We start from the raw sequence: 24,656 nt of genomic DNA, 5'->3' as shown, positions 1-24,656 counted from the left end.
TTAGATTTCCACTTACATGCTGATAGCGAAAAAAATATCAAATTAAAATGGTTGCTGAATGATATATTCAGCAACCATTTTTATGGACTTCCACTTAGATATTGATTATTTCACTTTTACTGTCTTGTATGCTTCGCCTGCAAGAATTAACGCTCCAGTAATACCTGCATTATCACCTAGTCCAGGTGGAACAATGTAGTCATCAATGTGTTCAGCAACCTGAGGAAAGGCGACGTACCCATTAAGTAGATCCTTTACCTTTTCTCTAATGAGCGGGAATAATCTTTCTTGCTTCATGACACCGCCACCCATAATGATCCGTTTAGGAGCAAGAACGAGAATGTACTGCATGAGTGCTTGAGCCAAGTAATCTGCTTCGATTTCCCAAGCTAGTGCATGATCTGTTAAGAGATGACCTTTTTTACCCCATCTCGCTTCAATCGCTGGTCCCGCTGCAAGTCCTTCTAGGCAATCCTTGTGAAATGGACAATGACCTTCATAGTGATCTTCTGGATGCCTTCTTACAAGAATATGCCCCATTTCAGGATGGGAAAATCCTTGAACAAGTTGATGATTACTTATAGCACCCGCACCAATTCCTGTTCCTACCGTAATATAAAGACAGCCGTCAAGGCCTTTCGCCGCACCGTATGTTAATTCACCCAGAGCTGCACCATTCACATCTGTTGTGAATCCCACTGGTATATTAAGTTCTTTTTCAAAGTGACTGATGAAAGGATAGTCCTTCCAACCTGGTTTAGGTGTTGACGTGATGTTTCCATAAGTTGGACTGTCCTTATCAACATCAACTGGACCAAATGATGCAATTCCTAATGCATCCACTTGATGCGTTTTGAAGAATTCAATCACAGCGGGTATCGTTTTATCGGGATGATCTGTGTCTACCTTCATTCTTTCAAATACTTCACCTTCGCCATTACCAACAGCACAAACAAATTTTGTTCCGCCTGCCTCAATCGCTCCTAATTTCAATGTATTCACCTCTATTATATATTTCCCTTTGTATAGTTTAATCATTAAACTAATAAAATATGATTCCGCTTTCAATTTATATCACTCTATTATAATATCAAAAAAAGCCAACAAAAAGCTAGATGTTTTTAAAAGAATGTAAATTTTTATTATGAGTAACAGGTTGGATATCCATCCATTTATACCAATCCCTTAATTCACAATCATTTGTGTTTCAATCGACTTAAGATTAGCTATTTCCCGAGAAATAGTGACTTTTTCCAACAACACTCACACGATATCTTGTCGACTTGATATACATATCTAATTAAAAACACCTTCGATAAGTTCTTATTTTAATGCGCGTTCAAAAAGGCGACAAATTAGAAGCAAAAGGCTAAGAGCGGCGCTGTTCCTGAGGACTAACCCTTCACAGGATGTGGTGGCTTCTGGCGCCAGCCACAGGACGTGAGCGGCTTTAGTTGAAGATCCTCTTGGACAACGCCCGAGATCTCGTAGCTTATTAATTGGTAACTTTAAGATTAACCCAATCTACCTTGTCTAATTGTATTAATCATCATTTCAGCATTTGGATAATCAAGTGATTGATACTGCTTGACTACTTTTTCAATATCGTAAGGAACTTTAATAATACGTCCGCTTATATTTCCATCCGTCATATCTAATAAACCATAAGATGCCTTGGCGACACCATCAAACGGCAAACCAACACTACCAGTATTCATAACCAAATTCCCTTTGATAAAACGAATGAAGGCTGTATGTATATGGGCATAAACATACACGTTTTCAGAGCCTTCTAGATGAAAACGATCATAAAGCACATCATCCTTTGAATCAGAAGGAACCACTTCGAACAAACTTTCAGGGGTAGCATGGAACAGGTTAATCATCGAATCATCCACTTGAAGCTGATGTCCTGTCGGCAAATGACTTAAATAATTCAAATCATCTTCATCAAGCTTTGATGCTCCCCACTCTTGCTCTTTCTTCATGATTGATAACATGTGATCAGGTACCTCACCTTGTTTTACCCCACGAACGATCCATTCATCTGCATTCCCTTTAATGACGACCGTATCTAGAGAACGCACCCGTTCTAAAGCCCGTTTTGGCTCTGGCCCGCGGAAACAGAGATCTCCTAATACGAAAATCTGATCAACGTGCTGTTTTTTAACATCTTCCAAAACCGCGTCTAGTGCAACAGCGTTACCATGAATATCTGATATGAGTGCTATTCTCAAAACAACTGAACCTCCTAAAAAGTAAATTATTGTTAACCATAACCATTTATATCAGTTTAGCATATCATACATTATTTAAGCAGCAAAAAACCTAACGACAAACCTTAACGCATATAAAAAAGCCCCTCCAAAACAAGGGACTAAGTCAAAAGAAAATTATTGTTTTACTTCAATTTTATTTTGTAAAAACTTCATTACAAAGTCATCATAGTCAAACTGTTCAGTAAGAATACGATCAATAACCTCTCTAACCGCACCCTCTCCACCTGAGCGTTTTGTTATATAATGCACATTTCGTTTGACCATGTCTACCGCATCTTTTGGAGCACAAGCTAATCCAACCTGTTTAAGGATTAACAAATCATTAATATCATCACCAATAAAACAAACTTCCTCATGACTGATATTTAATTCGTTTAATAAGTTTTCAAAAACTTGAATCTTGTCACTAATCCCTTCATATAAATAATCAATACTTAACTCTTTTGCTCTACGTCTCACAGCATCTGATTTTCTACCCGTAATAATCGCAAATTGAATACCTGCATGTCTTGCCAGTGTAATTCCCATGCCATCTTGACTGTGAAACGCTTTGAGTTCGGTATGATTGGTTCCTATGATTAACTTACCATCTGTTAAAACGCCATCGACATCCAAAACAATTAGTTTAATTTTCGAACTCATCATCCGTTACAACCCTAATCTCGTTAAATCTTGGATGTGTAAAAGAGCAATCGGTTTGTTATCCTTTTGAACAACCGGTAGAACGTCAAAATTATGATCTTCCATAATTCGGAGTGCTTCTGTCGCTAGCTGGTTAGTATGAATCACTATCGGATTTTTGCTATAAATATCCGTTATTTTTTTATCTAAAACTTGGTTGCCCTTCGTCAGTTCACGCCTGATATCTCCATCTGTTAAGATACCGCAAACTCGACCCTCTTTATCTACAACCGTTACAGCACCCAGTCCTGATTCAGTCATCTTAAATAACACATCTTTGACGTCGTCATCAGCGTTAGCTGTCGGATTGACTTTTTTCCTTTTTGCAATATGGTTAACCGTCAATAAAAGTCGTCTACCTAAAGACCCACCAGGATGAAAAAGAGCAAAGTTCTCCGGCTTGAAATCTCTTGCCTTAAGCAGAGCAACGGCAAGAGCATCGCCTAAGGCAAGAGTGACTGTCGTTGTTGAAGTTGGGGCTAATCCAAGAGGACAAGCCTCTTCAATATCACCAATATCGATAACAAAATCTGAGCGTCTTGCAAGAGTCGATGTTTTGGACCCGACAATACTGATAATTTTTGCCCCAATCCGTCTAACAGATGGCAATATTTTCATAATTTCTTCTGTTTCACCACTATTGGAAATCGCCATAACGATATCATCTTTGGTTATTTTTCCTAAATCACCATGAAGGGCTTCTCCAGGATGAAGAAAAAAAGATGATGTTCCAGTACTTGCAAAAGTGGCCGCTATTTTTCTCCCAATTAAACCTGATTTCCCCATACCTGTAATGATTATCTTCTCATCACAATTCAGAATCATGTTGATAATGTCGTTAATGCTAGAATCTAACCGATCTTTTAACTTTAGAATTTCCCTTGCCTCAGTTTCCAAAGCTTCCTTAATGCTTCCCAAATAGCTTGTATTCGTTTCCATATTTGTCAGCATTACTAGCACCTCCATTAATGATTATTCACAATCTGAATATCTCTCACTAACTGGTCAATGTCTTTAATTGGTTTAAGTGTTTCTTCTAAATCAGATAATTTAACCATATTGGGTCCATCAGACCATGCTTGATCAGGATCAGGGTGGACTTCCATAAACACTGAATCTATCCCAACTGCTGCTGCTGCTCTAGATAAGTAGGGAACAAATTCTCTCTTTCCACCCGTTGATGATCCGTTTCCCCCAGGAATTTGGACACTATGTGTGGCGTCAAATACAACAGGATAGCCAAGTTCCCGCATCGTAGGCAATGATCGCATATCAACGACCAAATTATTATAGCCAAAAGAGGATCCACGTTCGGTCAATAATATCCTTTCATTTCCGGATTCTTCAAGCTTATTTATCACATTCTTCATATCCCATGGTGCCAGGAATTGCCCTTTTTTCACGTTAATAATCTTTTCTGTTTTTGCTGCTTCAACAAGCAGATCTGTTTGTCTACATAAAAAAGCAGGAATCTGCAAAATATCTAATACCTCACCAGCTACTTTTGCCTGATTAGGCTCATGAATATCTGATGTTACAGGTATATCCAATGTTTCCTTCACTTTTCTTAAGATACGCAACCCTTCGTCAATTCCCGGTCCACGTTTTGAATAAATAGAAGAACGATTGGCTTTATCATAAGAAGCTTTAAACACAAAGGGAATATTAAGTTTTGACGTAACGTCCTGAATGGCAGCTGCCGTTTGTAATACCATATCTTCACTTTCAATCACACATGGACCTGCTATTAAAACAAAAGGATGATTTCCACCGAATACGATATTTTCATTTAATTTTACTGTTTTCCCCATATTAACACCTCTGATGTTTGAATTTTTAGATATTTAAATTTAAAGTTAATTTTTCCTACTCCTCCTTTTCCCAAAATTCATCGCACCCTAATTTTTTTCTATCTGTAACCCAAAGAAAACGTTTAGCTATCCGTTTAGTACATAATATGCTTCATTTTATCGCTACATACATGAATTAAACTTCGGGCTTATAGCCTTTATACCCGTTAATTAATTAAATAAACCTATATTTATTGCATTTTTTATATTTTTCCGCAATTAAAGACAAAAAGAGCACGCACGATAGCTTTTGAGAATCAAAAATAAAAAAGACAGTTCATCTAGGAACTGCCGAAAAGTGACTGCCATTTAATTTACTATTTCAGTCTCATTGAACACAACCCCACGTTCAGTTTGAGATAAAGGTGAATGTATGAAACCTCCGAACAAAACGATTGCTGTAGACAATAGAAAAACAAAGGTGATCAATTTACCACTTTTCATTAAATGACCTCCCCTATGATTTTCCGTTTAATCTCAATGGCTTTACGATAATAATGTGTTGACTTCTCATAGTGTTGAAGATTAAAGTAATAATCCCCTATCCATACCAAGTACTCTTCTAAGTCGACCCATAACTTTTGTTCTTCAAAATAAGCTAATCCTTTTTCAAATACGACTTCAACTTCTCCAATATTTGCTCGTCCAAATAAGTGATGGATAAGATCTAATTTTACCAGATACTCTTTATCATTTATTTCAGTTGCTAGTCTTCTCCCTTTTACAAACCATTCTTCTGTATCAACGGCTGCTATTTTATGTTTTTCTCTAACAATCGTGAACAGTGTTTTTACCTGAAATCGCTTATTAAAGTGACAAAATTTTAAGGCAACTAAAAAATGATGAATGGCTTCTTCAATCTCACTCTGCTCCGAAAAAAACAACCCTAAATTATAATGAATGGCATATTGAAATCTTAAGTCTGTTATTTTAAGAGAATCCTGCTCCGCCTGATCAAAATAATTTCTCGCTTCAGGAAAATTTTGCATGTCAACATAATTTAGAGCTAATAGAAGTTTACAATACGCCCTATTTTTTAAATAGTCGTCTTTGTCTTGATAAATCATTAGAGCCGTTTTTGCATGACGAATGGAAATAAGATTTTGTTTCATTTGATAATACATAGATCCAACTTCATAATGAAACTCTGCTAACTCCATCTCATCTGAAATATTAGAAACGAATTCTTCTGCTTTTTTATAATAAGAAAGTGCCGTTTCATAGTCTTTGACACTGCGTGCATATATTCCTGAAAAAAAGTTAAAGTAATACATCAATAAATCCGTCATGTCTTCTTTAAATGGCTGCACTTCGGACAGTACTGTTTTTGCGTTTTCATATTGACCTAGGAGGAGTTTATGTCTGAATTCTAGAAGTGAATGATAGATTAATAAAGATTGATCTTCTTCCATATCTACGATCATTTGTTCAATTTTCGATTTGACTTTTTTAGCCTCTGGCAAATGATTCTTTCGTATCGCACTGTACCAAGTATTCAGTAAATGAGCAATGTCCGATGAACGTATGATATTTTGATTCATCCTTAAATATCTCCTCCCTTTTTATTTTTTATTATACAGCTTAAATTATCCATTATATACAATTTTCTTTCATCTCTTACTATTTTATCCCGCCTTAACGGCAAGTAAAGACCCCCACCTCAAGATTCTGAGTAGTCAAAGAAGATAGGTGGGGGATCAACTGCCCGTAAAGGTCCGATTGGCTCAGCTAACCATTAGTGGGGGATTGAAGAAAACCCCCACTAATGGAAGTTTCACTTTATTAAAAAATTTGTTATTTTAACAAATTAGTCAATTTTAATCCATTCAGGAACTCGGTTTGAAAAGACCGTAATATGATCAAACCCACAATCTTTGGCTATTTGGATCGCTTCTTCAAAACCTGCTCCAACATCTTGCACCTTATGCGAATCTGAACCTATTGTAAGGATTTCACCGCCGAGTTCCCTATAACGCCGCACGATATCTAAAGACGGAAGCGTTTCTCCGACACCTCCACGAAGTCCAGAGGTATTAATTTCTATACCGATATGTCTTTCAACCGCTTTCGTTAATATTTTTTCAATTATACTCGCATGATCTTCATAGCGGTAATAACCTAAAATAGGATGAGCATAGCGTTTCATTAAGTCAAGATGAGCAATAACATCAATATCTGCATAACTGACTAATTCAAAAACTTCGCTAAAATAATGGGAATAAGCCGTTTCTGGTTCCCTTTTAATCACTTCACGAAGTTTATAGTTATCAATATTGTGGACCGAGCCTAAGATAAAATCGAAATGTTTGCCAGCTAATTCTTTTTTATATTGATCTCTAAGTAAGTGGGGCTCACAAAGCTCAATTCCTTTTTTTATAGAAAGCTCGTCGCCATATTGTTTTTGACAAGCGGCTATTTCACTAAAATAACGTTCAAAATTCATATGACCATATGTTGAAGCTTTTGGGTTCACTGAGAAATGTTCCGTAAAACAAACCTCATGTATTCCTCTTTCTATGGCTTGTTCACAAACTTCTTTCATAATGGCCTTTGAGTCAAAAGAATTATTGGTATGATGATGATAATCATAAACAAGCATCATATTAACCTCCAATCGATTTGTTGAGTCAGGAAGATGCTGTCTAATGTTATTCCGGACCTGATATTATAAATCTATTATAACAAGTTCAATCTCATGTTGAATACATCTCTGTTATTTTCTCCCATGAAATTTTTACAATATGAAGAAAGCCTATCCAACCTACGGATATAAAGGCAAAAGAAAAGACGTCTAGTTCTGTAATTTGACTAGACGTTTAAAGCGTTCATTAAGAAACGTAATTTAAACCTTCAAGCTGTTGCTTAATTTCGAATAAATCCTCTGCTGATAACAACCATTCTTGTGATTGTAATTCTTTCCTAATAAAGAGATTTAAGTCTTTTGGTCCGATACATACTTGTGGCCAATCTCTTTCTGAATAATTATGAATGCGATTGTCATCCTTTGGTGAGTCAAAATATAAAACAGATACAACTCGACTAGAATCCAAATTGAAAAGGGATCGTTTTAATTCATTTGCTAAATCACAAAGTTCCCTTCCGATATTCATTTGAAGTTCAATATTCAATGTATTTTTAAAGCCACCTGAAACGTCACTGCCTTTTTTTCTAGATAGGATGAACGTATGCTCACCACCCTTTAACGCCTCTTCATGGAAGATATCAAACAAAAAGTCAAGAGGATGGGATTGCTCCCTTGTTAAACCATGATAGACTCTTCCTTCCCAGTATTTTGATTCAATTATATAAATACCGGTAGGCAATAATAAAACATGACTTAATTGCTTTATTTTATTTTCACCGTCCATCGTATAATAAGGCAAAAAGACATTACCGATGATCAACATATCTTCTTCTTGAATAAGTTGTTCATTTATGCACAATTTCTTAATATCTTTTAAGATTCGAAACGTAGCGGCATCCTTTGGACATTTTAAACTTCGTTGTAGAAAGTTAATGTAATCCTTTTGTTTACTTAATTTTTTTTCATAGTTTTCTTGAATGCCAACAACGGTCATACTATGATCCTCAAGTAATTCTTGCATGGTCTTTTCTGATTCTTGTTCTAGCCGGCTTCTCTCTTCTTCAAGAGATAAAGCGACTTCTTTCTTACTTTGCTCTATTAAATGATAAGCCTCATTTTTAATTTTCTTTTGTTTGCTGAGCAAATAGAAACAAATAACGACAAGACTTACCAGCATGATGATTAATATAAAAACCAAAAGATATCCATCCTTTCATAATGAACACCTCTATCATACCAAATTTTGATCTAAACATTTGCATTGACGAAGGTTTTTGATAGATTACTAATTTTTCATTGATTGATGATGATGGACTCTTTGGGGGTTGCCATGGATACAATGGTCAATCCGATTCAGATCATTTAACGAATTGTATAAAGAAATAAACACAAATAAAGATCAAGATCCACAATGGAAGGCTAAACAAACAGGCAAATAGGAAACCTTTGAAAAAGGATGGTTTATTTTCATCGAACATATGAACAGCTCCTACTCTTCTTAGTAAGAGCATTATTCCCATATTAGATAGATAATAGTACTGCTTTTTTATTTAAATCTAGAAATCTACTGAGATAGTCCTACGCTGATTACCCATGAAGAAAACCCCGCCTCGAATTAAATTTTAGGTAGGGTTTTAAAGAGAACTTGCCGACTGTGGGGCCTGTTTATGCTTTCTTAAAGTGTAAAAAAAGAACGATCAAGCACGATGGTTCATCCATTTCTCTTCTATTCTGAATAACTTCCAAATGGCGACGGATACGAGCCAAGATCCAAGAAGAATAATCACCAACCCATAACCAAGATAACCTAAATCTAATCCGCCAAGCCAATTCCAAAACGCTCCCTCTAAATGAAAGGTCTCTTTAGATACTTGAGCTAATTCCACAAAACCAATTAAGAAAGCAGCTGCAACAGAAACGGCTGTGACGGTGATATTGTAATACACTTTTCGAACAGGGGTATGGAACGCCCATTTATAGGCATGTGTCATAAAAATACCATCAGCCGTATCCATGATATTCATCCCTGCGGCAAATAAGAGAGGTAGCGAAAGAATACCAATAAAAGGCATTGCACTCTTGGCAGCTCCTGCGGATAATGCGAGCAAGGCAACTTCACTCGCTGTATCAAATCCGAGTCCAAATAGAAACCCTAATGGATAAACATGCCAACTACGAGAGACAAAGGAAAACAAAGGTCTAAATAGACGGGACATGAACCCTCGTTGGTCTAATAATTTTTCAAGTGCTAAGTGATCATATGGATCATGTTTCATACGTATAAAGAGTTTTCTTAAATCTACCAATATCATGAGATTTATCATACCGATGATAACAAGAAAGATTCCGGAGACCGCTATGCCAATCGTACCACCAATATGCTCAAACATCGGCATATGTTTTTGTGCCCATCGAACAGATAAACCAAGCGCTAATGTCATAAGAAAAACAACCGATGAATGGCCGAGTGAAAAGAAAAAACCAACACCTGACGCATCCTGTTTTTGTTGAACCAACTTTCTCACCGTATTATCAATCGTTGCGATATGATCTGCATCAAAAGCATGTCTCAGTCCTAATGTGTAAGCAACGATACCTAAACCTAAAATGGCTGGGTATTCTGATGCGGACATGATTAAAAGGGTGATACCAACAATATGTACGATAATTGATGCCACACCAAAACCTAACCATTGAAATCTATGTTGTTCTTTCTTCACTCCATCTCCTCCAAACATCACTTTTTATAACTACTCATGAGTCTGAACTGCATAACCAATTTGAATTGATCGCCATCTTATTTTGCTCGTGTTTAAATTTGATTAGTGGTTTATGCTGTTAGGTTAATATTTTCGTAGCTCTGGAACGACTCGTCCAAATCGTCTCTTAAAAAACGTCGAACACCCTTTAAATACATCTTCCAACTGCTTTGTATTCGTGGCTAAAATTCGTATTAGAATACCTGAAACGTCTAATCTAGAAAAACCAATTTGACACTCATCGTAATCTCTTAATAGATGCTGAGATAACTCCTCTAAATATAAATCAATCGATGGGTCAATGATCATAAGTGAACCAAAATGGGTGTATCCTTCAAGAAAACCCATACCTTTGATTTTTTGGGTTTGTGGCATAAAACGCAAATGATCCAAGACAACCAGTTTGCCATCCACATAGATGTCTGATTTCAAATGGACAAGTGTGTAAGGAAATAGTTTGGCCTCTTCAGACCATCCTGGAGTCATGGTTTCTGCATAAAACAACGATGCGCTTGATGACATATCAATGGTGGTTTTTTGTTCGTATCTTGCATCTTGATAAGCGATCAATGGATCTGGCCAATATTCGAATACACTCCCGCTCTCAAGATGAAATCGATTTTCTTGGTAGATAGGACTTTGCACGGTCTTATACACTTTTGTAGCTGATTGCGTTGTTAATAGTAGTTCAGCATCTTCTTGTAGATGAACGGAGATCAAATAACGATCCCCGTCGACATAGCCCCCGCCAGGATTTAATATGTAATAACACGCTTGTCCACTATCATCCAGATAGAGTGGACGCATGACTTTAAAAGCGCCTTGAAAAAAAACCGATTCAGCTATTGTTTTATTCGTCTTATTTTTCATGTTTAATTGGAGTTCGCCTGTCCATCGGTTCATGAATGGTCGTCCTTCCTCATCTTAGATGTCTTCGCTCATTCCTTGTAATAAAGCATTTTGTTCAATCCACTGAATCACTTCATCCAGACCAGATTCATCTTGTAAATTTGTAAAAACAAATGGTTTTTGGCCTCGAAACGTTTCGGTATCTCGTTTCATGACATCTAAATTGGCATGAACAAAGGGAGCGAGATCCGTTTTATTGATGACAAATAAATCTGACTTAATCATCCCTTGACCACCTTTTCGAGGAATTTTCTCCCCTTGGGCAACGTCGATAATATAAATCGAGAAGTCAACCAGTTCTGGACTAAACGTTGCGGCTAAGTTATCTCCGCCACTTTCAACAAAGATCAATTCAATATCCGGATGACGTTCTTTCAATTCATCAATCGCTTCGACATTCATGGAGATATCTTCTCGTATAGCCGTATGCGGACACCCACCTGTTTCAACACCAATGATACGACTGGAAGGCAATACACCATTTTTCATTAAGAATTCCGCATCTTCTTTCGTATAGATATCATTCGTTACAACAGCCATACTTAATTTATCCTGCAAATGACGAGTTAATTTCTCAACAAGCATGGTTTTCCCAGCTCCTACTGGACCGCCAACGCCAATTTTAATTGGTTCCATCCTCTTCACCTTTCCTTCTGTCTATTTTAATATCCAAAATGTTAACTCATAAAAATTCGGACAGCCAAATGTTCATGCCGCATTTGGGCGACTTCTAGACCTGGAGGTGTTGCCCCAAGATCATCGATGGACAGTGTCTTGATTCGGTCTGTTAGTTTTTCAATCCGACTTTTCATGTCATGTAAGAGTGTTTGGCCAGCTGTTTGGCCGATTGGAATGCCTCTAACCGCATTCTGAATAAGACCAGATATGGTGCTATATAAATAGGCAACAACCGTCTCTGTCTCCGATAGATGAAGCTCATAAGCGATCATCGCAAAGACAAGCGCTGGATGTGCCTTGATGTGATCTGTTTTAATTTTTTGTTTGTACACTTCAAGCGTGGAGTTGGGATAGAGATCCTGACCAAGCTTAAGTAATCGCATGCCGACTTTTCGGTTTGCTTCCCTTGATTCCCTTGATAAAGATTGTGCATCTAATCTAACGGCAATTTCCCAAAAGTCCGTCAAGTTTCCTTCGTTTAAAGCTTGAAACCCCAGATAACAGCCGAGCCCATCCGAAAAGCACATCTGTTCCTCAGCATAAACCATAAGCCATTCTTTCATGGTTTGTTTGTCATGGACCTTCCCATCTTGAATATACGTTTCAAGTCCGTAAGAATGACTAAATTGACCCACTGGTAAATTTGAATCACAAAGTTGAAAAAGAGAAAGTAATTGTAAATTATCCATGGGTATGTCCGATATGTTTGAAGGCTTGTTTTAATTTTTTTTGTCTTTTTTCAAACGGAATACCTAATTTCTCAAGTAGTTCTTCCACAAGATAATCATATTGAACGTACATCTCGGCCCCTTCAAATTGGGCAGGTAGATGCCGGTTTCCTAGCTGATGAGCAATCGTTCCCATCTCTTCCATATCCCGAGGTAAAATGGCAATGATTTCATCAGGTAAAACATCGACAATAATCATGTTGTGATCATCTTGAAACAGAATATCGCCAACATGAAGTTCCGAATACTGCGGCAAACGAATGCCGATTTCTCTTCCGTGATCCGACTTGACCCGTTGCACGCGTTTCAACAGATCACTACTTTCGAGATACACCTTTTCAATATGCTTTCCCTTTTTTTCATCTATTGACCAGTCTTCAATATTCCCAACCACTTTTTCAATAATCATGCTGTCGTTTTTCCTCCCTGTTTGCCGAAAATTAATATGATTCAACAAATATGCTATTGTTATATTTTTACTTATTTAGCAGACATAGATTGTTTCTTAGAATGCAAGTTCAAAAAGGTGACAATTTAGAAGCAAGAAGATCAAGGCGGCGTAGTTTTGAGGACCGGCCTTCCACAGGATGTGGTGGCTTCAACGCCAGCCACAGGACGTGAGCAATTTTAGTTGAAGATCCTCTTGGCCAACGCCGAGATTCGTAGCTATCATTTGGTGACTTTTTGAACATCATCTTTAAATACGTGTTCAAAAAGGTGACAAATTAGAAGCAAGAAGGTCAAGGCGGCGCCGTTTTGAGGACCGGAATGTAGGTACTTTCTACATGAGGACCGTAAAAACAAGCCAACGCCGAGATTCGTAGCTTATCATTTGTTGACTTTTTGAACTTCCTCTTTAAATACGTGTTCAAAAAGGTGACAAATTAGAAGCAAGAAGATCAAGGCGGCGTAGTTTTGAGGACCGGAATGTAGGTACTTTCTACATGAGGACCGTAAAAACAAGCCAACGCCGAGATTCGCAGCTTATCATTTGTTGACTTTTTGAACATCCTCTTAGAACAAGAAATACCTTTGCGCCATCGGAAGAACATCCACAGGATCACATGTAATATGCTCACCATCCACCGTCACCTTATAGGTTTGCGGATCCACTTCAATCTTTGGCGTCTTATCATTAAATTTCATATCTTTCTTCGTTAAGTTCCGGATGCCTTTCACCGGTTTGACTTGTTTTTGTAAGCCTAGTGTTTCTTTTATTTGATGTTCATAAGCATAGGTGGATACAAATGTAAGGCACGTTTGTGGCAAGGCTTTTCCGAAAGCACCAAACATAGATCGATATAAAACAGGCTGTGGTGTCGGAATCGATGCATTGGCATCTCCCATCACACTATAAGAAACCATGCCGCCTTTGATAATCATATCTGGTTTTGCTCCGAAAAACATCGGATCCCATAAAACAAGGTCTGCCACTTTACCCACTTCTACAGAACCAACATAGTCAGAGATACCATGAGCAATGGCAGGATTAATGGTATATTTTGATATGTAACGTTTGACTCGGTAGTTATCCCCTACTCCTGTATCTTCTGGGAGTTTACCCCGTTGTTTTTTCATTTTATCCGCCGTTTGCCAAGTACGAAGAATAATCTCACCAATCCGGCCCATTGCCTGAGAGTCTGAACTTGTCATACTAAAGACACCCATATCTTGAAGAACATCTTCAGCCGCTATGGTCTCAGGACGAATACGAGAATCCGCAAATGCAAGATCTTCTGGAACACTAGGATTAAGATGGTGACACACCATCAACATATCAAGATGCTCCTCAATTGTATTTACTGTATACGGCAACGTCGGATTAGTTGAAGAAGGCAAGACATTTGGAAAGCTTGATATTTTTATAATATCGGGTGAGTGACCGCCCCCCGCACCTTCTGTATGGTACGTATGGATCACACGATCTTTGAAGGCTTCGACCGTATGTTCAACAAAACCGCCTTCATTAAGCGTATCGGTGTGTATGGCGACCTGCACATCATACTCATCGGCGACATTTAGTGAATGATCAATAGCCGCATAAGTAGCCCCCCAGTCTTCATGAACTTTAAGTCCAATGGCGCCAGCTTTAACTTGTTCCGCAAGCGGTTCATCGCTTGAGGCATGTCCCTTTCCGAGAAAACCTAAATTAATCGGCAGGCCTTCTGCTGCTTCTAGCATACGATGAATATTCCATTCACCAGGCGTAATCGTTGTGGCTTTGGTTCCTTCAGCAGGTCCTGTTCCCCCGCCAATCATCGTGGTAATACCAGACATAATGGCTGTTTCGACTTGATGAGGATTAATAAAATGAACGTGCGTATCAAGACCGCCAGCCGTTAATATTTTCTTCTCTCCAGCAATGACCTCTGTAGAAGCTCCAATGACGATATCAACGCCTTCCATCACAAGAGGATTCCCAGCTTTTCCGATTTGACTAATTTTACCATCCCGTATCGCAACATCCGCTTTGTAAATCCCTGTGTAGTCAACAATAATGGCATTGGTAATCACAACGTCTGGAACATTATCCGCCCTTACAGCCAGTGGATGTTGTCCCATGCCGTCACGAATAACCTTACCTCCACCAAAAACAACTTCATCACCATAGCGGGTATAATCCTTTTCAATCTCAATAAAAAGGTCTGTATCGGCTAAGCGGATCGCATCGCCTGTTGTTGGACCGTACAAATCTGCATATTGTTTTCTCGTCATTTTAAAAGACATTAGGGTTTCACCTCACCGTTCGTCTTATTGTTCAATCCATAGACTTTTCTTTCTCCACTAAGAGCTACCAGCGGTACTTCTTTTTCATCGCCTGGTTCAAAACGGACCGCAAGTCCAGCTGGAATATCTAACCGGAAGCCGAGGGTTTCTTCTCTATTAAATTCTAAAGCCGTATTGACTTCATAAAAATGATAATGTGAACCGACTTGAACAGGGCGGTCTCCCCGATTAACCACTTTTATTGCCTTTGTTTCTCGGTCTTTATTGCAAATGATCTCTTCATCACATAGAATGTACTCTCCAGGTATCATCTTTTACCCTTCCTTTATCTCATTTTATCCCGCCTTAACGGCAAGTAAAGACCCCACTGATGGAAGTTTCACTTTATAGGATTATGAACAGTGACTAATTTCGTGCCATCCGGAAAAGTAGCTTCGACTTGGACATCGTGGATCATTTCACTGACGCCTTCCATAACATCCTCTTTTGTCAAAATTTGTGTCCCGTACGCCATTAGCTCAACGACACTTTTTCCGTCTCTTGCTCCTTCAATGATTTCATATGTAATGATGGCAATGGCTTCTGGATAATTCAATTTCAAACCTCTAGCCTGTCTACGTCTTGCTAAATCAGCTGCAACGACAATTAAAAGCTTCTCTTGTTCTCTAGCCAATAATCGCATAATATGTTCTCCTTTCAGGAACTCCCGACCATTTACTTTAATTCATTCATGATTTAAATCTTCTAAAACCAACCATTCTAGTAAATCCTTTTTTTTATAAAAACAAACATTCATTAGTTATAGAATATTCTAACATAAATTGATTTATTGAAAAATAAATAATTGGGTTGATTAACCCAATAAATTCTAGTCGTTATGGTTACAATTTTTAACATTGTAAAATTTTTAAAAAAAGCAACCTCCATTCTTGTTTCATGGTACTATATCATTATAATGAAAATTTTGTCGTTTAGTGTTTGAAATATACTGAAAGGGACTATCCAATGCTTAAAAAAATATTTGTGACATTAGGTATTATCGTAGGACTAGCTATTGTAGCTGGTGGTGCAGGTGTTTGGTACATGTATCATTCGGTCAAAACCACGGCAAATAAAATATACGATTCTACAGAAACGAAAACTCAAAGTGATTCAAAAGAACTACAAAACCAAAAACCTTTCTCCATCCTTTTACTCGGTGTAGATCAACGTAAAGGCGATCCCGGACGCTCAGATACCATGATTGCTTTAACTTTGAATCCGACTAAGAAATCCATGTTAATGGTCTCCATCCCACGTGATTCGAAAGCTGAAATTGTCGGTCACGGCTCTATTAGTAAAATTAATAGTGCCTATGCTTATGGCGGTTCTAAAATGGCTCTCGATACCTTTAATAAATTTTTGGGAGTCAACTTTGATCACTACATCCGCATAAACATGGAAGGTTTAGCTGACCTTGTAGATGCAGTGGGCGGCGTTACCGTTCATAATGATATCAGCTGGCACGATGAAGGGTATTATAAAAAAGGCTATTACTATCAAAAAGGTGATATTACGCTAGATACCGGTGCTAAAGCACTTGGATATGTAAGAATGAGACATTTAGACAATCGAGGCGACTTTGGGCGAAACCAACGCCAACGCGATGTGATCATGGCTGTGATCAATAAGGCCGCAAGCTTTTCATCATTTTCCAAATATCAAGATATTCTAAAAGCAGTTCAAAGCAATATCAAAACAAACTTAACCTTTGAAGATATGAAAAATATGGCCCAAAATTACCGTGACTGCCGGCAAAATGTCACAAATTATGAAGTCAAGGGGAACGATGACTGGGAAAAAACTGCAAGTGGCCAGAGAATTTATTACCTTAGTGTGCCTGAAGATGAGAAACAACGTGCACGTGACATGATTTCAGAACAACAACAATAGTATTTGGATAACACCGATCTTCCATCCAGCTTGGGAGATACGGTGTTTTTTATACTAAACTTGCAACCTATCTTTAGGATGGCTATAATCATTTAAGTATGTAGCAGAGTTCGAAACCCTCCTCTGCTTTACTAAAAAAACTATGGGAGAGATTTTATGAACCAACAAGAAACAATCATCGATGTGCCTTATCGCCTGATTATTTTGGCGATGCTATTTGTTACTTGCCTTATCACTGCCAATTTATGTGCAGTCAAACTTTTTTCAGTAGGGTCAATTTCTATGACTTCCCCTATTATTTTTTACCCATTAACCTTTATCATTCTTGATAGTATGACAGAAATTTGGGGAAAGCATGTGGCGCAACGTATCATTTGGATTGGTTTTTTGGCCAATGTCGTCTTTATTGGATTAATCCAAATCGTTCTTCACTTACCGGCTGCACCATTTTGGCACGGCCAACAGGCAATGGAAACGGTACTTGGTTCTCTTCCAAGAACAGTTTTCGCTTCATTAGTCGCTTATTTATGCTCCCAAACTCTTGATGTCACCCTTTTTTCTAAACTAAAACAACGCACTCAAGGACGAATGCTCTGGTTAAGAAGTATTGCAAGCACCGCCTCAAGCCAGCTTATTGATTCGATCATGTTCATGTTTATTGCTTTTATCGGTGTTATGCCTATAACGAGCATACTTACAGCGATGAGCTCTGAATATATTCTTAAATTTAGTTATTCTATTATTGGGGCCCCTCTCATTTATTTAGTTGTCTATTATGCAAAACGTAAACAAGGAGGAAATAAAGCATGTCAGAACGAAGCGAGCAAAATGATGAATTAACGTTACTTGGAAATAAAAAAACCGTCTATAGCTTTGATTATGATCCAAGCGTTTTGGAATCCTTTCAAAACATGAATACACACCGTGACTACTTTGTAAAATTCAATTTTCCAGAGTTTACGAGTTTATGCCCCATCACGAGCCAACCTGATTTTGCCACACTTTACATTAGCTATGTGCCAGATGAAAAAATGGTTGAAAGTAAAAGTTTGAAACTATATCTATTTAGTTTTCGAAACCATGGCGATTTTCATGAAGATTGCATGAATAAAATTGCCGATGATCTGATAAAACTCATGGATCCAAAGTATCTTGAAGTCTGGGGTAAATTCACGCCAAGAGGTGGAATCAGTATTGATCCCTATGTGAACTACGGAAAACCAGGTACAAAATGGGAAAAGGTCGCGTTTGATAGACTCGCCAACCACGATTTATATCCTGAAAAAATTGATAACCGTTAACAAAGCAGGAGCTATACATGCAGCTCCTGCTTTTAATATTTAGCGATATGTATGGTAAACTTTATATAAAAACACGAGGTCAAAATGATGAATCGATTTTTGAAGGCTGCCCTAGTTACAGCTGGTGCCACGATTGCAGCAGGCTATTACTTTACGAATAAGATCATGTATATAAAGAAGAAAACAGATCAGTTTATCGTTGATCGAGAAATGCATACTTATGAGCATTTTAATTTAAAAGAATATCAATCAATGCCAAAGGAACCCTTTTCTCTTAGATCGCCTTATGGTTACCTTATAAAAGGCCACTATATTCCCGGAAAATCCACTCAGAAAATCATGATATTTTGCCATGGCGTCACGGTTAATCAGTTTAATTCCGTTAAATACGCTAACCTTTTTTTGAAAAGAGGTTTCAGTGTCATTATTTATGATCATCGAAGACATGGACAATCTGGTGGTAAAACGACCAGCTATGGTTATTATGAGAAATATGATCTAGAAACTTTGGTCAATTGGGTTAAAGAACGGTTTGGCAACGACATTATTCTGGGCATTCATGGAGAATCTATGGGGGCATCTACCATGCTTCAATATGCAGGAATGATTGAGGATGGAGCTGACTTTTATATTGCTGATTGTCCTTTTTCAGATTTCTATCAACAATTGCATCATGTTTTAAACACAGATTACCATCTGCCAAGATGGCCTTTATTACCAATGGCCAAATTACTTATTCGGATTCGTGACCGCTATCGGATACAAGATGTCTCACCCATTCGCTATATTAAAAATGTGCATCATCCCGTTTTATTTATCCATAGTAAACAAGATGATTATATTTTAAATGAAATGACTGTGGCTCTATATGAGGCAAAACCAGACAACAAGCAACTATTCTTGGCTGAGCTGGGTGCTCATGCTTGCTCATATTCTGACAACAAAAAAGAATATGAAGCGGCTATTGATAAATTTCTTGCCGCTTATCACTTTAATTAATACTAAAAAACAAGCATGATCATATTTCGATCGTGCTTGTTTTTTCCTATTATCTACACCATGGATGCCATGGAAAATAGGCACACCAAGGTGGTCTGGGACTCCCGCCCGGTCCGCCTTGACCCGGAAGACTTGGCGGCGTAGGTCCTAAATAGGTCAAACCAAATAAATCTGTATTATGTTCTTGGTGGAATACCCATTGTCTTTGTGCAGGAATATAGACATTCATGTTTACCATACCCGTAGCTGGATTAAAACCTAACAATTGAATCGTCATCATTTGACCAAAGCTTGCAAGCCTTGTTCTGTAATAATGACCGGTTCGACCCAAATTTATTTCTTGTTGAATGGTTGCCTGTGGAATTAACGAGGGTGAAACTCGAACATCTTGATCATCATAATCATAATAATTCTCTTGTCCGTTAGAGAATTGATCTTGGTATCCTGGAAAAGTATAGCTAAATTCATTTTGGTCAAAGCCGTTATAGCTCATCTAAGTGCACCTACCCATCTATTTTTTATTACAATATTCAATTTGCCTAAAGATGAATAGGTTTTAGCCCATGTATATAACCTAATCCTTACTTTTTAAAACAACCGTCAATTCTAGTTATCTTATACATCTTACTTTTCTTTTTTATCCTCTAACTCATCATTATTTAAACTCGCCGTATATTCTAACGATGACATTAATGAACCAATCACCTGAACCCAGCTACCTGAAAATTCTAGTATATCCGTTATATCCATATTTAAGTTTTGAATGGGTGCTTTTAATTCTTCGATTCCCGCTATTGCTTGTAAAGAGTTTCCTATTGCCTGTAATAAACACCCCACCCTGTCGTGTGGTGTTTTCTCATTTACAACAGAATGTGAAAAACAAACTAGGGTCCCAAGCGTTTGTAACCAATTTCCTGTAATAAACTTCCTAAGATCTTCTCTGTGGTTTATAGGAAGTAAAATGCCATAAATTATAGTTAAATTACCTACAGATTGAAGTTCTAAACCCAATCTATATTTAAAATCTTCTTCTTCAGCACTAAGTCCATTTCCAGTTGCTTGAAGTACATTTCCCCATAATGAACAATTATTTCTGAAACTTAGACTAAAAGGAAGGGCTTTAGTTATGCCCAATGCATTTAGAATGGTACCCAGTGTCTCTAACCAGGTACCTGTTAGAGTTTTTAATTCCATTTCCATTAGAAAATCAGCCCATTCGTATTATATCTTTATAATATATTCAAAATAGCAGGGAAGGTTATATAAACCCCAACTTGTTGTTGATTTTTTAGAAAGTAATATGAATTCTATACATAGGGTTCTGCAGCGCAAATAACCCCTATTGAACGACTCAGATTATTGTTATCTAAACCTTTGTGAGGTATCATCTTTTTTAGACAGCCCGATCATTGTAATTGAATATTCTTAGGGATATCTTATAGACTTCTAATTGATATGGGTATGATAGGTATACTTACTCAATTTATTTTAACTTACTCAAAAATTTTCTTATAAGGTGGACTTCCATGTTAGAATTAAAAAATATTTCCTTCCAGCCAAACGACGCTCCTATTTTATCCCATCTTAATTTGACGATTAACGAAGGAGAAACAGTCTCAATTATTGGTCCTTCTGGGAGTGGTAAGAGTACTCTACTACGATTGATGGCTGATTTGATCTCGCCTACAGATGGGCAATGCTTTCTGAATGGTAAAAATTACATAAGTTATAAACCTGAGCAACTACGTCAAACCGTTAGTTATTGTCCTCAAACACCTACACTTTTTGGCGAAACAATATTTGATAATGTCAGCTTTCCAGCAAAAATCAGAAAAGAAAAATGTGATATAAAGCGCGCTAACTATCTACTCACTGCGTTTAATTTAAGTCAATATGACTTAAATACAAATGTTAGTCGTTTTTCCGGCGGTGAAAAACAACGTCTAGCCATCATCCGTCAACTTATGTATGTCCCTAAATTTCTTTTATTAGACGAAGCGACCTCTGCATTAGATCAGAAGAACCAACAGTTAGTTGAGCAAGAAATATTTAAATATCATCAAGAAAAAGGGTTAGGTATAATTTGGATAACTCACGATATTAAGCAAAGTACCCGCTTATTTTCCCGCAGGTTAACAATTGAACAGGGGAAGATTTCAAATGAGGAAGTGATCAAATGAGTATGACCTCCCTGATCCTCGCATCGAGTTTACTTATCATTCCAATCATTGTTTCATATAAACAGCAACTCGATTTAACAAAGGATATGATCATTTCTGTCCTTCGAGCGATCATTCAACTTCTTATTGTTGGTTACATATTAACGTTCGTTTTTGAAGCCAAACAACCATTAATTATCTTAATGTTAGTTTTTATTATATTGATAAACGCTGCCTTAAATACAAGAAAAAGAGTGCCTAACGTTGTTAACCATGGCTTTTGGATATCTCTATTTGCCCTTGTCATTAGTACAAGCATAACGATGACCATTCTAATTCTTACAGGGGCCCTTCAATTTAAAGTTAATGAGATCATCCCTGTATCAGGAATGGTGATTAGCAATGCCATGGTTGCGATAAATATTGGTTACACCAACTTAGAAAAGGCTTTTACTCAACAACGAATGGAAATAGAAGCAAAATTGTCTCTTGGAGCCTTACCTCACTTAGCTTCGAAAACCCAAATCCAAGATACAATGAAAATGGCCGTGATCCCAACCATCGATTCAGCAAAAACGCTTGGAATTGTGGCCCTACCAGGAATGATGAGCGGACTCATCATAGCAGGAACGCCGCCTCTCCAAGCTATCCGCTTTCAAATTATGGTAACGTTTATGTTGTTATCTGCAACCATGATAGCAACCATGATCGCCATATTTATCAGTTATAAGCAGTTTTATAATAAAAGACACCAGTTAAAGATTTGAATATGGTTAGTCTCCCGAAAAATAATTTAACCCTCACTCTAGGTTCATGACGAGTGAGGGTTTTCCTACGATTACCATACTATCTATTTCACTTAATCCATATAATGATAAAGCTTTAAAATTATATTGCTCTTTTCGCCTATTCATCACCTAAAATTGCCACTGGGCTAAATGACTCATAATGAATACGCTCCTTAGGAACTCCCCATTCTTGTAAGGCTTTAATTATAGCGTCCATAAAAGGAATGGAACCACATAAATAAAAGTTAGCATTTTGGGTTGCAACGTTCAATTTTAAGAAGTTTAAATCAATATGCCCTTCTTTATCAAAGTCTTTAGAGGCTTTGTCCTCTTCAGTCGGTGAGTTATAACAAACCAATGATGTTACATTGCCATTATCTGTAGCTAATTGTTTGACATCCTCCCGAAAAGCATGGGTTTTACTATTTCGAGTTGAGTGAATAAACGTTATACTCTGTTTGACTTGTTCCTTAACAAGAGATTGTAACATACAGAATAAAGGCGTTATTCCAATACCTCCACTTATTAAAACCACAGGCAAGTCATCATGTTGAAGTACAAAGTCTCCCGCAGGAGCAGAAAATGGAAGTAGATCGCCAGTTTGAATCGTTCTATGTAAATAGTTTGATACAATTCCTTCCGGTGAAGTATCGTGCTCATCTTCTCGTTTTACACTGATACGATAATAGTCTTTGCCTGGTGCTTCTGAAAGACTGTAATGGCGGATGTGGGTATATTTCTCTCCAGGTACATTTACTTTTACGGTGAGGTACTGTCCAGCTTTATTAGTAGCGATGGCTTTTTCATCTTCAGGCTTTAGATAAAAGGACGTCACCTCATCACTTTCTTTGACTTTTTTATCCACAATAAAGTTTCGATAACCTTCCCATCCTCCTGGTTGACTTTCTGTTTCTTCGTAAAGCTTTTTTTCAAGTTCGATAAAAGCATCCGCAATATAGCCATATGCTTTTCCCCACGCTTCAATAATTTCGTCTGTTGCTGTATCACCAAGAACGTCCTTTACCGCTTGAAGTAAAGTTTCTCCGACTACAGGATATTGATCTGCTGTAATACCGATAGCTCGGTGTTTTTGAGCAATCCTTTCAATTACAGGCTTTATCGCATCAAGATTGGTGATATGCTCTCCAGCCGCATAAACGGCATATCCCAATGCTTCTTGCTGGAGACCTCTTTTTTGATTCGTTTGATTAAAGACGTTGTATAAATTAGGGGCTTTTTCAAACAAAAGCTTATAAAATCTTTTCCCGATTTCTTTACTATGTTCCTTTAAGACGGGAGCGGTAGCCTGAACTATTTCTATCGTTTTTTCATCCAGCATATAAAACAATCCCTTTCTTCAAATAGATTTACAAGTATTAACACAAAGGCATAAAAGCTTTTTTATTATTCCACATTCTGTTTGTTTTACTCTTAGTAAGTGGTATTTTTGCCTCTTTAGATTCCATATCAAAAACAACCCCTCATTAGGAATTTTCTTTTTGTTGAACGATTGTAAAATTTATGCCAAATAAGATTTAATCAACGAATGAATAAATCCATTGCCACAATACATACTAATTTTGATTCATCATTTTAACTATGGGAGGAATCATCGTGCAAAATCAACAAAACCAAACATCTCAAAATACGCAAACATATCAAGTACCGCCTAATTTAAATCATGGTGGTCATGAATTGTTTGATGTACACGAAGTTTTATCTGGATCCATTAACACGTTAAACACATATATGTTAATGCGTGAATTTGTCAAAGATCCTGAATTACGTGATATTCTTGATCGTCAATACCAATTTATTCAAGATGAATATAACTTAACATGTGAATGTTTTAAAACAGGGCAACATCCTTCTAAGAGAACAGAGCCCTATATGATGAAACAAAATAATGATTTCATCTATGGAATGACGCCAACTTCTCCAAAAAAACCAATGCAAAGCACTTCTGAGATTTCTGATCAATTTATCTCAGGTACCATGCTTTCTTGTTGTAAACAAGGGGCTTCAGCAAGAACTATGGCAGCAACTGAATCAACAAATCCAGTTGTTCGTCGAGTATTAGCTGCTTCAATAGCAAACTGCATTGAAATGGCTTATGAAATTTCTCTCTACCAAAATAAACACAAATATTACCAAGTACCACAACTCGCTCAAGAGGATATGCAACAAATTCTTAACTCATATGCCCCTGCGCAAACATCTCCTATGCAAAATAATAATATGACTCACTAAAAAACGGTTTTTAAGATACTCTCCTCAAATCA

At 37.4% G+C, this 24,656-nt stretch carries 26 protein-coding genes; 7 read left to right on the top strand and 19 right to left on the bottom strand.

Annotated features, from left to right (window positions below; translation table 11 throughout):
- Positions 1-105: 105 nt before the first annotated feature.
- The 16 genes from GMB86_RS05805 to GMB86_RS05730 form a co-directional block, all read right to left on the bottom strand.
- Positions 106-1,038 (bottom strand): ROK family protein, encoded by a 933-nt coding sequence (locus GMB86_RS05805; protein ID WP_155217858.1) that lies wholly within the window; start codon positions 1,036-1,038, stop codon positions 106-108.
- A gap of 476 nt (positions 1,039-1,514) precedes the next feature.
- Positions 1,515-2,237: a metallophosphoesterase family protein gene (locus tag GMB86_RS05800; protein WP_155217691.1), complete on the bottom strand. Its 723-nt coding sequence runs from the start codon at positions 2,235-2,237 to the stop codon at positions 1,515-1,517.
- A gap of 156 nt (positions 2,238-2,393) precedes the next feature.
- On the bottom strand, positions 2,394-2,924 hold the full coding sequence (locus GMB86_RS05795) for a KdsC family phosphatase (RefSeq protein WP_230459013.1): 531 nt from the start codon (positions 2,922-2,924) through the stop codon (positions 2,394-2,396).
- A 3-nt stretch (positions 2,925-2,927) separates the two neighbouring features.
- A complete protein-coding gene (locus tag GMB86_RS05790) occupies positions 2,928-3,911 on the bottom strand; it encodes a KpsF/GutQ family sugar-phosphate isomerase (RefSeq protein ID WP_155217689.1) in 984 nt (327 codons plus the stop codon).
- 14 nt (positions 3,912-3,925) lie between these two features.
- Complete coding sequence (gene kdsA, locus GMB86_RS05785; RefSeq protein WP_155217687.1) at positions 3,926-4,771, bottom strand: 3-deoxy-8-phosphooctulonate synthase; 846 nt, start codon at positions 4,769-4,771, stop codon at positions 3,926-3,928.
- 482 nt (positions 4,772-5,253) lie between these two features.
- The gene (locus GMB86_RS05780; RefSeq protein ID WP_155217685.1) at positions 5,254-6,351 is read right to left on the bottom strand and encodes a response regulator aspartate phosphatase; all 1,098 of its coding nucleotides are present in this window, start codon (positions 6,349-6,351) and stop codon (positions 5,254-5,256) included.
- Positions 6,352-6,617: 266 nt separating this feature from the next.
- Positions 6,618-7,409, bottom strand: a complete 792-nt coding sequence (locus GMB86_RS05775) for a histidinol-phosphatase HisJ family protein (RefSeq protein ID WP_155217854.1) — start codon at positions 7,407-7,409, stop codon at positions 6,618-6,620.
- Positions 7,410-7,638: 229 nt separating this feature from the next.
- The gene (locus GMB86_RS05770; protein WP_155217683.1) at positions 7,639-8,592 is read right to left on the bottom strand and encodes a nuclease-related domain-containing protein; all 954 of its coding nucleotides are present in this window, start codon (positions 8,590-8,592) and stop codon (positions 7,639-7,641) included.
- Between the two features lie 499 nt (positions 8,593-9,091).
- Positions 9,092-10,132 (bottom strand): HoxN/HupN/NixA family nickel/cobalt transporter, encoded by a 1,041-nt coding sequence (locus GMB86_RS05765; RefSeq protein WP_155217851.1) that lies wholly within the window; start codon positions 10,130-10,132, stop codon positions 9,092-9,094.
- 105 nt (positions 10,133-10,237) lie between these two features.
- Positions 10,238-11,056: an urease accessory protein UreD gene (locus GMB86_RS05760; RefSeq protein ID WP_155217681.1), complete on the bottom strand. Its 819-nt coding sequence runs from the start codon at positions 11,054-11,056 to the stop codon at positions 10,238-10,240.
- Positions 11,057-11,077: 21 nt separating this feature from the next.
- Positions 11,078-11,698 carry an urease accessory protein UreG gene (ureG, locus tag GMB86_RS05755; RefSeq protein WP_155217679.1) on the bottom strand — a complete coding sequence of 207 codons (621 nt, stop codon included), beginning with the start codon at positions 11,696-11,698 and terminating at the stop codon, positions 11,078-11,080.
- A gap of 41 nt (positions 11,699-11,739) precedes the next feature.
- Positions 11,740-12,429, bottom strand: a complete 690-nt coding sequence (locus GMB86_RS05750) for an urease accessory protein UreF (RefSeq protein WP_155217677.1) — start codon at positions 12,427-12,429, stop codon at positions 11,740-11,742.
- Positions 12,422-12,877 carry an urease accessory protein UreE gene (ureE, locus tag GMB86_RS05745; protein WP_155217675.1) on the bottom strand — a complete coding sequence of 152 codons (456 nt, stop codon included), beginning with the start codon at positions 12,875-12,877 and terminating at the stop codon, positions 12,422-12,424. Before ureE ends, GMB86_RS05750 begins: the two co-directional genes overlap by 8 nt.
- Before the next feature lie 605 nt (positions 12,878-13,482).
- On the bottom strand, positions 13,483-15,195 hold the full coding sequence (gene ureC / locus GMB86_RS05740; RefSeq protein WP_155217673.1) for an urease subunit alpha: 1,713 nt from the start codon (positions 15,193-15,195) through the stop codon (positions 13,483-13,485).
- A complete protein-coding gene (locus tag GMB86_RS05735) occupies positions 15,195-15,506 on the bottom strand; it encodes an urease subunit beta (RefSeq protein WP_155217671.1) in 312 nt (103 codons plus the stop codon). Before GMB86_RS05735 ends, ureC begins: the two co-directional genes overlap by 1 nt.
- A gap of 68 nt (positions 15,507-15,574) precedes the next feature.
- The gene (locus tag GMB86_RS05730; protein ID WP_141191316.1) at positions 15,575-15,877 is read right to left on the bottom strand and encodes an urease subunit gamma; all 303 of its coding nucleotides are present in this window, start codon (positions 15,875-15,877) and stop codon (positions 15,575-15,577) included.
- A 323-nt stretch (positions 15,878-16,200) separates the two neighbouring features.
- Between GMB86_RS05730 and GMB86_RS05725 the strand changes: the two genes are divergently transcribed.
- The 4 genes from GMB86_RS05725 to GMB86_RS05710 all read left to right on the top strand — a co-directional run bounded on the left by GMB86_RS05725 (position 16,201) and on the right by GMB86_RS05710 (position 19,427).
- Entirely contained in the window at positions 16,201-17,127 is a 927-nt protein-coding gene (locus GMB86_RS05725; protein WP_155217669.1) for an LCP family glycopolymer transferase, read from the top strand.
- A 156-nt stretch (positions 17,128-17,283) separates the two neighbouring features.
- Complete coding sequence (locus tag GMB86_RS05720; RefSeq protein ID WP_155217667.1) at positions 17,284-17,967, top strand: queuosine precursor transporter; 684 nt, start codon at positions 17,284-17,286, stop codon at positions 17,965-17,967.
- Entirely contained in the window at positions 17,934-18,428 is a 495-nt protein-coding gene (gene queF, locus GMB86_RS05715; protein WP_155217665.1) for a preQ(1) synthase, read from the top strand. The genes GMB86_RS05720 and queF overlap by 34 nt, the downstream gene beginning before the upstream one ends.
- 87 nt (positions 18,429-18,515) lie before the next feature.
- Positions 18,516-19,427 (top strand): alpha/beta hydrolase, encoded by a 912-nt coding sequence (locus tag GMB86_RS05710; RefSeq protein WP_155217663.1) that lies wholly within the window; start codon positions 18,516-18,518, stop codon positions 19,425-19,427.
- A gap of 49 nt (positions 19,428-19,476) precedes the next feature.
- On the opposite strand, the gene GMB86_RS05705 is transcribed toward GMB86_RS05710, so the two are convergent.
- Positions 19,477-19,920 (bottom strand): hypothetical protein, encoded by a 444-nt coding sequence (locus GMB86_RS05705; protein ID WP_155217661.1) that lies wholly within the window; start codon positions 19,918-19,920, stop codon positions 19,477-19,479.
- A 131-nt stretch (positions 19,921-20,051) separates the two neighbouring features.
- The gene (locus GMB86_RS05700; protein ID WP_196220133.1) at positions 20,052-20,621 is read right to left on the bottom strand and encodes a DUF6944 family repetitive protein; all 570 of its coding nucleotides are present in this window, start codon (positions 20,619-20,621) and stop codon (positions 20,052-20,054) included.
- A 332-nt stretch (positions 20,622-20,953) separates the two neighbouring features.
- Between GMB86_RS05700 and GMB86_RS05695 the strand changes: the two genes are divergently transcribed.
- Complete coding sequence (locus GMB86_RS05695; protein ID WP_155217657.1) at positions 20,954-21,607, top strand: ABC transporter ATP-binding protein; 654 nt, start codon at positions 20,954-20,956, stop codon at positions 21,605-21,607.
- Positions 21,604-22,353 (top strand): ABC transporter permease, encoded by a 750-nt coding sequence (locus tag GMB86_RS05690; RefSeq protein WP_155217656.1) that lies wholly within the window; start codon positions 21,604-21,606, stop codon positions 22,351-22,353. Before GMB86_RS05695 ends, GMB86_RS05690 begins: the two co-directional genes overlap by 4 nt.
- Positions 22,354-22,492: 139 nt before the next feature.
- Here GMB86_RS05690 and hmpA read toward each other — a convergent pair whose 3' ends face one another.
- Positions 22,493-23,713, bottom strand: a complete 1,221-nt coding sequence (gene hmpA / locus GMB86_RS05685; RefSeq protein ID WP_155217655.1) for an NO-inducible flavohemoprotein — start codon at positions 23,711-23,713, stop codon at positions 22,493-22,495.
- A 275-nt stretch (positions 23,714-23,988) separates the two neighbouring features.
- Between hmpA and GMB86_RS05680 the strand changes: the two genes are divergently transcribed.
- Entirely contained in the window at positions 23,989-24,624 is a 636-nt protein-coding gene (locus GMB86_RS05680; protein WP_329602774.1) for a spore coat protein, read from the top strand.
- Positions 24,625-24,656 lie beyond the last annotated feature (32 nt).

This window comes from Terrilactibacillus tamarindi, from assembly GCF_009718825.1.
Taxonomy (GTDB): Bacteria; Bacillota; Bacilli; order Bacillales; family Sporolactobacillaceae; genus Terrilactibacillus; species Terrilactibacillus tamarindi.
Note: the sequence above shows the minus strand (reverse complement) of the source record. Positions and strands in the feature narration are given on the sequence as shown.